At 42.5% G+C, this 13464-nt stretch carries 9 protein-coding genes; 5 read left to right on the forward strand and 4 right to left on the reverse strand.

Features of this window, described 5'->3' with window-relative positions; all coding sequences use genetic code 11:
- Nucleotides 1-3: 3 nt before the first annotated feature.
- A complete protein-coding gene (gene rlmH, locus WAE59_RS16515; protein ID WP_337857074.1) occupies nt 4-477 on the reverse strand; it encodes a 23S rRNA (pseudouridine(1915)-N(3))-methyltransferase RlmH in 474 nt (157 codons plus the stop codon).
- A gap of 92 nt (nt 478-569) precedes the next feature.
- On the opposite strand from rlmH, the gene WAE59_RS16520 reads away from it, so the two are divergent.
- Genes WAE59_RS16520 through WAE59_RS16530 form a run of 3 tightly spaced genes read left to right on the forward strand, consistent with a single transcriptional unit; the run spans nt 570 to nt 4256 of the window.
- Nucleotides 570-2390, forward strand: a complete 1821-nt coding sequence (locus WAE59_RS16520; RefSeq protein WP_337857075.1) for a MutS-related protein — start codon at nt 570-572, stop codon at nt 2388-2390.
- Between the two features lie 35 nt (nt 2391-2425).
- Nucleotides 2426-3763, forward strand: a complete 1338-nt coding sequence (locus WAE59_RS16525) for a GH1 family beta-glucosidase (RefSeq protein ID WP_337857076.1) — start codon at nt 2426-2428, stop codon at nt 3761-3763.
- A 43-nt stretch (nt 3764-3806) separates the two neighbouring features.
- Nucleotides 3807-4256, forward strand: coding sequence for a putative signal transducing protein (locus WAE59_RS16530; RefSeq protein WP_337857077.1), 450 nt, complete (start codon nt 3807-3809; stop codon nt 4254-4256).
- A gap of 54 nt (nt 4257-4310) precedes the next feature.
- Here the strand turns inward: WAE59_RS16530 and WAE59_RS16535 are convergent, their stop codons facing one another.
- The 3 genes from WAE59_RS16535 to WAE59_RS16545 form a co-directional block, all read right to left on the reverse strand.
- On the reverse strand, nt 4311-6587 hold the full coding sequence (locus WAE59_RS16535; RefSeq protein WP_337857078.1) for an aconitate hydratase: 2277 nt from the start codon (nt 6585-6587) through the stop codon (nt 4311-4313).
- 189 nt (nt 6588-6776) lie between these two features.
- A complete protein-coding gene (locus WAE59_RS16540; RefSeq protein WP_337857079.1) occupies nt 6777-9542 on the reverse strand; it encodes a bifunctional aconitate hydratase 2/2-methylisocitrate dehydratase in 2766 nt (921 codons plus the stop codon).
- A 335-nt stretch (nt 9543-9877) separates the two neighbouring features.
- On the reverse strand, nt 9878-10495 hold the full coding sequence (locus tag WAE59_RS16545; RefSeq protein WP_337857080.1) for a polysaccharide deacetylase family protein: 618 nt from the start codon (nt 10493-10495) through the stop codon (nt 9878-9880).
- Between the two features lie 66 nt (nt 10496-10561).
- On the opposite strand from WAE59_RS16545, the gene WAE59_RS16550 reads away from it, so the two are divergent.
- Together WAE59_RS16550 and WAE59_RS16555 are read left to right on the forward strand one after the other, a co-directional pair.
- Nucleotides 10562-12010, forward strand: a complete 1449-nt coding sequence (locus tag WAE59_RS16550) for a TolC family protein (protein ID WP_337857081.1) — start codon at nt 10562-10564, stop codon at nt 12008-12010.
- A 31-nt stretch (nt 12011-12041) separates the two neighbouring features.
- On the forward strand, nt 12042-13388 hold the full coding sequence (locus WAE59_RS16555; RefSeq protein ID WP_337857082.1) for an efflux RND transporter periplasmic adaptor subunit: 1347 nt from the start codon (nt 12042-12044) through the stop codon (nt 13386-13388).
- Nucleotides 13389-13464: the final 76 nt, after the last annotated feature.

Here is a 13464-nt window from a genome sequence, read left to right on the forward strand (position 1 = left end):
ATTTTATTCATGGTGGTAGGGCTCGCCTTTTAAAATGCTGAAGGCGCGGTAGAGTTGCTCAACAAAGAACAAACGCACCATTTGATGCGAGAAGGTCATGTCTGACAGGGAAATGCTGCCATTCGCACGTTTGTAAACACTTTCGTCGAAACCATAGGGGCCGCCGATTACAAAGACCATATGCTGGATACTACCGATCATCTGCTTGTTGAGGTAATTGGCAAAAGCTATGGAAGTATATTTTTTCCCTTTTTCGTCCATTAGGATGAGTTGATCAGCATTGCTAATCTGCTTTAGGATGAGTTCCGCTTCTTTAGTCTTTTGCTGTGCCTCAGTTAGGTTTTTTGTGTTCTTGATCTCGGGGATCACGACAAGATTGAAACCAATGTAATGCTTCAGTCGGTTCAGGTATTTTTCTATCCCTTCGATCAGGTATCTGTCTTCCGTTTTCCCTACAACGAGTAAAGTGATCTTCATTTTTTTATCTTTATGGCCCCTGCAGGAGGTAACAAATACCGACTGCCATAGTCCAAAAGACCGGGGCAAATGCTTTCAAAAGGATAAAGATAATGGTAAAAACAAAATATAACATCTTAACAGCATACGAAAATAAAGTAAAAGAGCAGCAAACACGGATTGATGGCCTGAAAAAGAAGCTGAATCAGATTTCCTTCTCGAGGCTGGCACTCTTCATTTCGGACATTGCTTTTGTGGCACTGATCATCAATATTGGATTTTCCTGGCTGCTGGGGGTATTGTTATTGATTCCAATCATGCTGTTTTTGTATCAGGTGAAAAGGCAGACTACAGTTCAAAATGAACTGCGCTATGCTGAACAATTGCTTTGGGTGTACCAGAATGAAGTCGATCAGTTGAGTCTGTCTAATAATGGTTACGATCATGGGGGAGCATATGTAGATGATGCTCACCCTTATACTTCTGATTTGGATATTGTGGGGCCAGGTTCGCTTTACGCACAGTTGAACCGCTGTAAAACAGAGGACGGACAGGATTTGCTGGCAAGTAGTTTGAGTAAACCATTTGATGAAATTGAGATCTTTTCAAGACAGGAGGCCATCAGTGAACTAGAAGGATACATTGAACAGACCTTCCATTTCAGGGCAGAGCTGCAGGGGCATGAATCTGGTCAACTTCGGATGATTAAAGCGAAATTGCAGCAGCTGCCACAGCAATTGGTCTTTACAAAAGGGAAATTGCTACAGATATATGTTAAACTGACTCCCTTCCTAATGTTTGGTCTATTGGCTATTGCTGCGGTCTATGATGGGTATTTATGGAAGGTGTTTGGTTTGATGGCCCTTGTCAATGCTGCCCTTACCTTCTTCTACCTGGCACAGATCAATAAGGTATATTATGGCTTTACTGGTAGTTCTAATCTACTGAATGCTTTTTCGGGAGCCATAAAATGGACTGAGGACGTGATGTGGAAGAGTCATTATATCCGCCTTTTATTCGTAAAAGGCCCCGGTGCGGGAAGCTTACAGGTCAGCCGGCAGGTAAAGCAACTGGCCTCTATCATACAAGCGTTTGATGCCAGGCTGAATTTTCTGCTTGCTGCTTTTCTGAACTTATTTCTGCTCTGGGATCTCAAATATTCGATCAGACTGGGAAAGTGGCATGAGGAAGCTTCTGAGGGTTTAATGGGCGGCTTGTACCGCATCAGCCAATTTGAAGAACTCATCTCTTTCGCTACCCTGAAACATAACCAGCCGGACTGGAATTTCCCAACCGTAAGTGAAGACTTTGAATGTAAAGTCAGTCAAATGGGACATCCCCTGATTCCGGAACCGGTGCGGATACTGAATGATTTTGAATTTTCTGAAACTGCAACAGTAGATATTGTGACAGGCTCTAATATGGCGGGTAAAAGTACTTTCCTCCGTACATTGGGGATCAATATGGTGCTTGCTTACGCAGGAGCACCTGTTTGTGCTTCAGCAATGGATCTGTCAATATTTGAGATTTTTTCCTACATGCGGATCAAGGATTCGTTGAACGATCAGACTTCTACTTTTAAAGCTGAACTGAACCGGCTAAAGATGATCCTGAATGCCATCGCTAAAATTCCGAATGCGCTGGTATTGATTGATGAGATGCTCAGAGGTACCAATAGCCGGGATAAATATTTGGGGTCAAAGGTCTTTATTGAGAAGTTGATAGCCCAGCGAACGGCAGCCCTCTTTGCTACTCACGACCTTCAGCTCTCTGAGATGGAAGAGGAGCATAAGCGGACTGTACGCAACTACCATTTTGACATTCAACTGCAAGAGGGAGAGATGAATTTCGATTATAAGTTGAAGCATGGGCCATGCAAGACGTTCAATGCAGCTTTGTTACTGAAAGAGATCGGTTTAACATTAACTTCATAATGGATTCCCATATTGCCGGAATTAAATAGATCTACATGATTAAAGCATCTGATTTTGGTAGTGATTTTTCCTGGGGATTGGCAGTTGCGGCTGCGCAGATAGAGGGGGCTGCCGATACCTACGGCAAAGGACCATCTATATGGGATACCTTTTCCAAACGCTCCGGTAAGATCAAGAAGGGGCATCACACAGGCATGACCTGCGATTTTTACCACCGCTATAAGGAGGATATCGCAATGGTGAAAGCCCTGGGCTTCTCAGTTTTTCGGTTTTCGATCTCATGGTCCCGGGTATTGCCACTAGGTTCAGGAATGGTCAACCGGGAAGGCTTACGTTTTTATCATGAGGTCATAGATACCTGCCTGAAGAATGGCTTGGTTCCTTACATTACGCTATATCACTGGGATCTGCCGGAAGCCCTTGAAGAGGAGGGCGGCTGGACGACCTATGCGGTGAACCATGCTTTCAATGAATTTGTGACGCTATGTGGAAAGGAGTATGGAGATAAAGTAAAAAATTGGATTGTGCTCAACGAGCCTTTCGGCTTTACCTCCCTGGGTTATATGTTGGGCATCCATGCACCAGGTAAGACCGGGCTTTCTAATTTCTTTTCCGCGGTACACCACACGGCAATTGCACAGGCTGACGGAGGAAAAATCCTGCGGGCCGAAGTGCCGCAAGCGTATATTGGCACCACTTATTCGTGTTCAGAAATTATCCCCTATACACAAAGTGAGGCCGATCTCAGGGCGGCAAAGCATGTGGATTGTCTGGTGAACCGTTTATTTATAGAACCTGCTCTAGGTATGGGATATCCGGGAACTGATTGGGAAGTCATGGAGAAGTTTGCAATCCAGCATTCGACCTGGAGGCATACTGAACGGCTGACCTTCGATTTTGATTTCATTGGTTTGCAGAATTATTTCCCCATAACGATCAAGTACAACGCTTTTGTACCCGTCGTACAAGCGTGGGAAGTAAAGGCAAAAAGTAGAAAGAAACCACATACGGCGATGGGCTGGGAAGTAAATGCGGATAGCTTTTACAACATCATCAAACAATTCGCGGCATATCCTGGCGTGCGGAAACTGATGATCACAGAAAATGGGGCGGCCTATATAGATAAATTGCAGGATGGTCAGATACATGATCAGGAGCGTATCAACTATTTCGAAGCATATTTGACTGCACTGCTCAAAGCAAAACGAGAGGGCTTAAACATTTCAGGTTATATGGCCTGGACGTTGATGGATAATTTTGAATGGGCGGAGGGTTTCAATGCACGTTTTGGTTTGGTGCATACCGATTTTAAAACACAACAGCGAACGATCAAAGATTCCGGATATTGGTTTCAGGATTTTTTGAAACACTAATTTTTTTGTATATTGATGATCACGCTTAACACAACTAACCAAAATGGATAAAATCGTAGTTTTTGAAACCTATTATAATCCTATAGAGGCAAGTATCATCAAAGAGCGACTCATAGATAGCGGCATTCAATGTTTTCTTACCGATGAAAATACAATTGCAGTAAACCCACTTTATAATCAGGCACTCGGTGGCGTAAGACTCCATTTGTTTGAACGGGATGTTGCCATTGCAAGAAGTATTCTTCAGGATGAGGATGTACAAATTCCGCTGGCTGAAGAAGTTGCTGAATTTGACGAGACACCCATAAAAATCCCGGATGAGTCCAGAACGGAAGAAGTATGTCCAAATTGTGGCTCGAGGGATGTGGGATACGTACAAGCGACGAAAAACCGGTTTGGCATCTTTACTACAGTTATTTCGATTTTACTGATGGTCTATCCCTTTCGGGCAAAGAAGACTCATCATTGCTTTAATTGTGAATATGAATTTTAAGGCATAAAAAAACTCCCGCTTTAAGGCGGGAGTTTTGATATATATCAATATTAATTATACATTTTTAGCAGCGGCTTCTCTGCGGATGATGTTTAAAGCGCCACCTGCTTTAAACCATTCAATCTGCTGTGCATTGTAACTGTGATTTACACTGATCTCTTCCCTGGTTCCATCTGAATGGTTCAAGACCAATGTCAGGGGCGCATTAGGAGCGAAGGTAGTTAGTCCATTGATGTCAATTACATCATCCTCAAGGATTTTATCGTAATCTTCTTTGTTGGCAAAGGTAAGTCCCAGCATCCCTTGTTTTTTCAGGTTGGTCTCGTGAATACGGGCAAATGATTTAACCAGTACAGCACGTACACCCAGGTGACGAGGTTCCATAGCTGCATGCTCGCGGCTTGATCCTTCACCATAGTTTTCGTCGCCGATGACGATAGAACCTAAACCAGCAGCTTTGTATGCGCGTTGAGTAGCGGGAACCGGACCGTATTCACCTGTCAGGGCATTCTTAACAAAGTCGGTTTTCTCATTGTAATAGTTGACCGCGCCGATCAGCATGTTGTTGGAAATGTTGTCCAGGTGACCGCGGAATTTCAACCATGGGCCAGCCATGGAGATGTGGTCTGTAGTACATTTACCTTTGGCTTTGATCAATAACCTCAAGCCTTTAAGGTCGGTGCCTTCCCATGCAGCAAAAGGATCAAGTAACTGTAACCTGCTTGAGGTAGGGGATACCAAGACCTGAACCCCGGAACCATCTGCCGCAGGCGCCTGAAATCCAGCATCCTCAACAGCATAACCATTTACTGGTAATTCATCGCCTTTTGGTGGGTCTAATTTAACCTGTTCACCTTTATTGTTGGTCAGGGTGTCAGTTAACGGATTGAAGCCCAAATCGCCGGCTATGGCAATCGCAGCAACGATCTCCGGTGAGGTTACAAAGGCAAAAGTATTGGGATTACCATCGGCACGTTTGGCAAAATTTCTGTTGAAGGAGTGTACAATGGTGTTTTTTTCTTGTTTTTCGGCACCAACCCTGTCCCACATACCGATACACGGTCCACAGGCATTGGTAAAGATTGTGGCATTCAGGTCTTCGAAGGTACCTAGTAAGCCATCACGGTCTGCAGTGTAACGAACCTGCTCTGAACCAGGATTGATACCAAAGTCAGCTTTTGTAGTCAGGCCTTTGTCAATCGCTTGTTGCGCGATGGAAGCGGCCCTTGACAAATCCTCATAAGAAGAGTTTGTACATGAGCCGATTAATCCCCATTCCACTTTTAACGGCCATCCGTTTGCTTCAGCAACTTCTTTCATTTTGGAAATCGGAGTAGCTAAATCCGGAGTAAAAGGCCCGTTCAGGTAAGGTTCCAGTTCAGATAAGTTGATTTCGATCAGCTGATCGAAGTATTTTTCAGGCTCTGCATATACTTCAGCATCACCGGTTAGGTGTTCTTTTACTTCATTAGCGGCATCAGCAACATCAGCTCTGTTTGTAGCGCGTAAATAGCGCTCCATGCTTTCATCATAACCGAAAGTAGAAGTGGTAGCGCCAATCTCTGCACCCATGTTGCAGATCGTACCTTTACCCGTACAGCTCATACTGGTCGCACCGTCGCCGAAATACTCAACAATAGCACCCGTACCACCTTTTACAGTTAATATACCGGCAACTTTAAGAATCACATCTTTAGCTGAAGTCCAGCCGTTCAGTTTGCCTGTCAGTTTTACACCAATCAGTTTAGGGAATTTTAGTTCCCATGGCAAGCCTGCCATCACATCACAGGCATCTGCACCGCCTACACCAATAGCCACCATACCCAAACCACCTGCATTAACCGTATGCGAGTCGGTACCGATCATCATCCCGCCAGGGAAAGCATAGTTTTCCAGTACTACCTGGTGAATGATGCCTGCACCTGGTTTCCAGAACCCGATGCCATATTTATTGGACACTGAAGCCAGGAAATCGAATACTTCCTTACTTTCCGTATTTGCCGCAGGTAAATCGATGGCTGCGCCATTTTTGGCGGTGATGAGGTGGTCACAATGTACAGTAGAAGGAACGGCAACTTGAGGTCTGCCAGCCTGCATAAACTGCAATAAAGCCATTTGTGCAGTAGCGTCTTGCATGGCCACACGGTCAGGAGCAAAATCTACATAGTCCGTACCCCTCACATACGCGGTACCTGGATTTTCGTCCCACAGGTGGGTGTAAAGTATTTTTTCTGAAAGTGTTAAGGGTCTGCCTACAACTTTACGGGCCGCTTCTACGCGAGGGCCGAAGTTTGCATACACCTTTTTGATCATTTCTATATCAAAAGCCATGCTTTATTTTTTTAATTATTTATTGTTAGTAATGCTAACTAAATTAAACAATTTTTGACTGAGTTGTTTTTGAGAATTGTCAAATTATGTTATTTAAAACTATTCTATAAAAGCTATTGCATAAAAAAGGCTATCCGGTATGTCGGATAGCCATCAGTATGTTTAGCAAAATATGTAATTATTTGTTGCTTATTGTTTAGTAGAAATCGGGCTGAATTTTGTTAAGTTGATTCCTTCTACTGCTACTTTGTACTCTTCAATGCTTGGAATGCGCCCTAAGATTGAAGAAAGAACAACTACTGGTGTAGAAGCCAACAAAGACTCTCCTTTTTTACCTTCCCGATCTTCCACCACACGACCCTGGAATAAGCGTGTAGAAGTAGCCATTACAGTATCACCTTTAGCTGCTTTTTCTTGATTGCCCATGCATAAGTTACAACCTGGGCGCTCCAGGTACATGATATTCTCATATTCAGTTCTTGCTGTGCCTTTAGGTAGTGCATCGCTGAATTCAAATCCAGAATATTTTTGTAAGTATTCCCAATCGCCTTCTGCTTTTAACTCATCGATGATGTTGTAAGTTGGAGCAGCCACAACCAATGGAGCTTTGAATGATACAGTGCCGGTTTTATGCTCTACATTTCTCAACATTTGAGATACGATTTTCAAGTCATCTTTATGCACCATACAAGAACCTACGAAACCAAGGTCCACTTTTTTATCGCCGCCATAGAAAGTCAAATCTCTGATGGTATCGTGGGTGTATCGTTTCGAAACGTCTGCGTTATTTACGTCCGGATCGGCAATCATTGGTTCTTCAATCAAATCTAAATCAATAACTACTTCCGCATAGTATTTCGCATTATTGTCCGGCATTAATGCTGGCTTAATACCAGTTTTAATTTCTTCGATACGTTTGTTTGCTTTATTGATCAATCCCTGAAGCACTTGGTTATGGTTGTCCATACCTTTGTCTATCATGATTTGAATACGGTGTTTAGCAATTTCTAAAGACTGGATTAAGGTATCATCCTGAGAAATGCAGATAGAAGCCTTTGCTTTCATTTCTGCGGTCCAGTCCGTAAAGGTAAAGGCCTGATCTGCGAGTAATGTACCAATGTGTACCTCGATGATACGGCCCTGGAATACGTTTTCGCCATCAAACTGTTGCAGCATTTGTAATTGTGTGGCATGAACAACATCGCGGAAATCCATGTGCTGTTTCATTTCACCTTTGAAAGTAACTTTTACTGACTCCGGAATTGGCATGGAAGCCTCACCAGTTGCCAATGCTAATGCTACTGTACCGGAATCAGCACCGAAAGCTACACCTTTAGACATACGTGTGTGGGAGTCGCCACCTATAATGATTGCCCATTCATCGATGGTGATGTCATTCAATACTTTGTGAATAACGTCTGTCATTGCATGATATTCTCCTTTAGGGTCACGCGCAGTAATTACGCCAAAGTCATTCATAAATTTCATCAATTTAGGAATGTTTGCTTGTGCTTTTTTGTCCCAAACGGATGCAGTGTGGCAGCCTGATTGATAAGCGCCATCAACAATCGGAGAGATAACTGTAGCAGCCATCGCCTCTAATTCCTGAGCAGTCATTAAGCCTGTAGTATCTTGAGAACCTACAATGTTTACTTCTACACGAACATCAGAACCAGCATGTAAAACCTTACCTGGAGTCAGACCCACAGCATTTCTATTGAATATTTTTTCTGCAGCTGTTAAACCCTGGCCTTCGATAGATACTTCCTTTGCTGGTGCGAACACTGTTGGTGCTTCGATGCCTAAAGTTTTAGCTGCAAAAGTTTGAATTTTTTTACCAAATACGATAGCATAGGAACCCCCGGCTTTGATAAATTCCATTTTTTGAGGGGTCAGTGCTTTTGAAATATCAATGAGCTCCTGATCACCATTGTATAATTTCTGAGTCTTCGTATTGATCGTAAGAACCGTTCCAGTTTCAATAGAATAAACTTCCTCTAAAATTGGCTCATCTTTTTCGTTACGAATAACATGGCCATTCTCATCTGTTTTCTTAACCCAGTTTTTAAGGTCGATACCTATACCACCGGTTACATCAACAGTGGTTAGGAAAATTGGAGAAATACCATTCGTACCTCCAACAATTGGAGCAATATTTACAAATGGAATATATGGGCTGGATTTTTTTCCTGTCCAAAGTGCAACATTGTTAACACCCGACATGCGGGAAGAACCTACACCCATCGTGCCTTTTTCAGCCACCAACATCACACTTTTATCAGGATGTTGTGCTTGCAATGCCTGAATTGCCTCCTGAGCCTCAGGAGTGATCATGCATTTGCCATGCAATTCACGATCTGAACGTGAGTGTGCCTGGTTACCCGGAGACAATAAATCCGTAGAAATATCTCCAATACCAGCGATAAAAGTTACAACTTTGATTTCTTCTGCTACTTCAGGAAGTTTGGTGAAAAATTCAGCATTTGCATAACTCTCTAATATTTCTTTAGCGATCTCATTACCATTGTTGTAAGCACCTTTTAAACGATCTGTATCGGCATCGTACAGGTAAACTTGCGTCTTGAGGACGTCTGCGGCCTTTTTAGCGTTGTCGCCATTGTCAGCCAATGCGATGTCTAATAGAACTTTGATGGATGGCCCACCCTTCATGTGAGACAATAATTCGAAAGCGAAATCTGGCGTAATTTCTGCAACAACTGCTTCGCCTAAGATAATTTCTTTTAGAAATTCTGCTTTTACAGCAGCAGCAGCGGTCGTGCCGGGTAGGGTATTGTATATGAAAAAATTAACAGAATCTTTTCTGTTAAAATTGTTTACACTTTTGATTTGAGTGATGATTTCACTCAATAACTCAGCTCCATCGATAGGTTTAGGGTGAAGACCTTGGGCTTTTCTATCTTCAATCTCCTGGATATAATTGTTATAAATACTCATCTTGGGTTGTTTATTTTCTGCGAAAAGTTTGTGTATCAAAACCGCTATGCGCTTTTCACAAAAAGAATACTGTTTTTAGCGTATCAATTTGTGGTTTTTGAACAAAAAAACAATTTTTTACTCGAAACAAAAGTAGCAAAAAACAACCTTTAAGTCCAATTTAGGCAGGCGATTAAGTAATTTGGAATTATTCTAAACTGCAATTATAAGACTTGTTTTGTACTCGTATTACCGGTGATTTCCTTTATAAAAGATTTTAGCTTATCGGGTCTATTTTTTAGTGTAAATCGACACAAAAAAATCTACCATTTGACTGATGTCGCCATCACTTAGGACTATAGCGCTGAAAATGTAAAACCTTTATCTGTAAAATACTGTAAAAAGCGGGGAAGTGCGTATTCCAACCTATCGAATGCTTTTAAGCTATCGTGAAAAACGACAACTGACCCATTGGTAGTATGTTTAATTGCGTTCCTGTAACATTTTTCAGGTGAAAGGTTGGGGTCAAAATCCCCAGTGATGACATCCCACATGATGATCTGAAGATCAGGTTGTAAATTGCGAAGGGCTTTAATTTGCGTTTTTCGGATACGTCCGTAAGGTGGTCGGAAAAGTTTGGTTTTAGTAAGCTCCTGACATTGAATGAAATTTTCAAGATAGCGCTCATCTGGTGTGGCCCATCCGCTGAGGTGATTGAAGGTATGGTTGCCAATGCTGTGGCCCTCTTCTTTAAGCGCGTCAAAGAGTTTCGGGTATTTTCGGATATTGTCTCCAATACAGAAAAAAGTTGCCTTCGCGTTGAAGCTTTTTAATGTTTTTAGCGCAAAGGCTGTAACATCGGGTATGGGTCCATCGTCAAAGGTCAGATAAATGACTTTATGATCTCTGGATTGGTTCCAGGTAAGCGAGGGATAATACCATTTTAATAAGCGTGGTGATTTTACCAGGTACATGTTCAAAAGTAGTAAAGTTTATAGTAATATTGTGAAACCATTATGAGCAAAGCGCTCCAAAAATTTATGATAAGAACTATCCCTAATAGTAAGATCCAGCGGCTGGCGCTGGTTTCGTGTCTGTTATTTTCCCTTGGTCTTTCACAAAGTACTTCGGCCCAGGAGGTCATTACCATTCAGCAGGCCATAGAAAATACGCTAAATAATAACCTGCAGATCAAGCAGGCCCGGTTAAGTGAAAATTTATCGGATGAAAATTTAAAGCAGTCCAAAGCTTCTCTTTTTCCAACACTGAACGGAAATGGAAGTTACAATGTGAACTTCGGGCGAAGCCTGGATCCTTCCACTCAGTCCTTCAGCAGTCAGCAGTTCTCCTCTTTTAATGGTGGTGTTTCTACAAGTGTGGATCTGTTTCAGGGCTTTCAGAAACTGAACCAGATCAAACAGAACAAACTATTGCTGGATGCAGACAAGACATATACAGAGAAGGTAAAGAACGACCTCGTGCTCCAGGTCATTACTTCCTACATGCAAATCTTATACAACAAGGATTTTTTGGTCGCAGCACGTCAGCAATTGGCAGTGGCCAAGCAGCAACTGACGCAGCAACAGGAATTGCTGGATGTGGGTAACAAGACCTTAGCTGATTTGGCAGAATCTAAGTCGCTTGTAGCTACGGCGGAGCTAGATGTGACAACAGCAGAAAATGCATTAACCATCTCATATATCACGCTCGCACAGTTGATGGACATTCCTTCGGCTACACAATATGAAGTGAAACCACCAGATGTTTCCAGTTTCAATGGAACTGCTGCTGTATACAGTCCTGAGGATGTCTACGGGCAAGCCCTGGCATTGTTTCCAGATATCAAACTGGCATCCATCCGTACAGAAGCAGCTAGAAAAGCTGTTGACCTGGCTAAGGGCAGTTATTACCCAAGTCTATCTTTAGGAGCGGGTTTCAATACCAATTATTCCAGTGGCAGAAAGACCCTGTTGGGGGTAGTGCCTAATGGAGAGCGTGAAATTGGCTATACAGCCAGCGGGGAAAAGGTGATGACAGCAATGTTCACAGAACTCACAGAAACTTATCGCTTTAAAGATCAATTGAAGGATAACTTCGGCCAGAATATTGGGTTTAGTTTGCAGATTCCAATATTCAATGGTTTTAGAACCAGGACAACTGTAAGAAGGGCGAAGATCACGCTGATGCAAAATCAGACTGAGGAGCAGCTGGCAAAGAATAATCTAAATAAAGTGATTTATCAGGCTGTGGCTGATTTAAAGGCTGCCCAAAGTACTTTCGAATCAACCTCAAAAACTTTTGCAGCCAGGAAAGAAGCTTTTTCTGTAATTGAGCAGCGTTATAACGTTGGACTGGTAAATGCGCTCGACTACAGTACTTCGCAAACGAACAAGAATAAAGCTGAGATTGATATGATCCGGGCAAAATATGATCTGCTCTTTAAAGCGAAAGTGATCGACTATTATCTGGGCAAACAGATTGCCTTTTAAGAATAACACATACCATTAAAATAAAGTATACATGAAATTAAAAACCATATTGATCATTGTCGGTGTCCTGATTGCACTCTTGGTGGTCGCAAAACTGACCGGCCTCATTGGTGGGGAAAAAACGGAAAAGGTAACGATAGAAAAAGCGCAGGAAAGAGAAGTAATAGAAACGGTCACAGCTAGCGGAAAGATTCAACCGGAAACGGAAGTGAAGCTGAGTTCCGAAGTGTCGGGTGAGGTAACAGAACTGTTAGTGAAAGAGGGTGATGTTGTTAAGAAAGGACAACTGCTAATTAAGGTGCGTCCGGATGTGTTGAAGTCGGGATACGACCGTGCAGTGGCTTCCAACAGTTCTCAAAGAGCTAGTGTGGCAGGGGCTAAACAAGTACTGGAGCAGAATCAGGCAAACTTTGTGAATGCTGAAGCAACTTATAAACGTAATGTAGAATTGTTTGGTAAAAAAGTGATTTCAGCGTCGGAATTTGATGCCGCAAAGGCAGCTTATCTCACTGCCAAGACCAATTTGGGAAGGGCAAAAGAAGACTATACAGCTTCCAAGTTTCAATTAGCGCAGACGGGAGCGAATGTGCAGGAGGCTGGTGCAAATCTGGCTAAAGCTACAATCTTTGCACCGGTAGACGGTGTAATCTCCAAATTATCTGTGGAACTTGGTGATCGAATCCTTGGGACAGCGCAAATGGCTGGTACAGAGATCATGAGAATTTCCAACCTTTCTTCCATGGAGGTCAACGTAGATGTAAACGAAAATGACATCAACCGTGTAAATGTTGGTGATAAGGCCAATATCGAGGTAGATGCATTCGCAGATAAAAAATTTAAAGGTGTGGTCACAGAGATTGCCAGTTCATCGAAAGATGTGGGTACGACAACGAGTGTAGATCAGGTGACCAATTTCATTGTGAAAGTACGTATCCTGGCAGAATCTTACAGCGGTGTCGAAGGTGGAGCAAAAGACCTTCCGTCTCCTTTCAGGCCGGGCATGTCAGCAACAGTTGATATTGAGAGTGAGTCTGTAAAAGGAATGGCTATTCCAATCCAGTCTGTATTTACTGAAGATAAGAACAAGGCGAAGGACAAACAGGATAAAAACGACAGTGACGAAAATGCAGATAAGCAAAAATCGAAGTTAACTGATAAGACCGTTAAGCAATATGTATGGCTGTTCAATAACGGGGTTGTGAAAAAAGCGGAAGTAACTACAGGTATCCAAAACGACCAATATATCGTTATCAGAACCGGATTGAAAGCTGGACAAGAAGTGGTAACGGGGCCATATTCGGCTATTCAAAACCGTTTAAAAGAAGATATGAAGGTAGAAAAAACCACTAAAGATCAACTCTTTGCTGCCCCTAAATAAAAAGTAAAGAAGATCAGTCATTTTAAATAAGTAAATTGCCCCGGTTTAAAACATTAAACCGGGTTTTTTTATTAAG

The organism is Pedobacter sp. GR22-6 (assembly GCF_037402555.1).
GTDB lineage: Bacteria > Bacteroidota > Bacteroidia > Sphingobacteriales > Sphingobacteriaceae > Pedobacter.

What these genes read in the sequence shown, in the direction of transcription:
- rlmH (WP_337857074.1), bottom strand. Translation starts at nt 477, where the DNA reads ATGAAGATCACTTTACTCGTTGTAGGGAAAACGGAAGACAGATACCTG.
- WAE59_RS16520 (WP_337857075.1), top strand. Translation starts at nt 570, where the DNA reads ATGGTAAAAACAAAATATAACATCTTAACAGCATACGAAAATAAAGTA.
- WAE59_RS16525 (WP_337857076.1), top strand. Translation starts at nt 2,426, where the DNA reads ATGATTAAAGCATCTGATTTTGGTAGTGATTTTTCCTGGGGATTGGCA.
- WAE59_RS16530 (WP_337857077.1), top strand. Translation starts at nt 3,807, where the DNA reads ATGGATAAAATCGTAGTTTTTGAAACCTATTATAATCCTATAGAGGCA.
- WAE59_RS16535 (WP_337857078.1), bottom strand. Translation starts at nt 6,587, where the DNA reads ATGGCTTTTGATATAGAAATGATCAAAAAGGTGTATGCAAACTTCGGC.
- WAE59_RS16540 (WP_337857079.1), bottom strand. Translation starts at nt 9,542, where the DNA reads ATGAGTATTTATAACAATTATATCCAGGAGATTGAAGATAGAAAAGCC.
- WAE59_RS16545 (WP_337857080.1), bottom strand. Translation starts at nt 10,495, where the DNA reads ATGTACCTGGTAAAATCACCACGCTTATTAAAATGGTATTATCCCTCG.
- WAE59_RS16550 (WP_337857081.1), top strand. Translation starts at nt 10,562, where the DNA reads ATGATAAGAACTATCCCTAATAGTAAGATCCAGCGGCTGGCGCTGGTT.
- WAE59_RS16555 (WP_337857082.1), top strand. Translation starts at nt 12,042, where the DNA reads ATGAAATTAAAAACCATATTGATCATTGTCGGTGTCCTGATTGCACTC.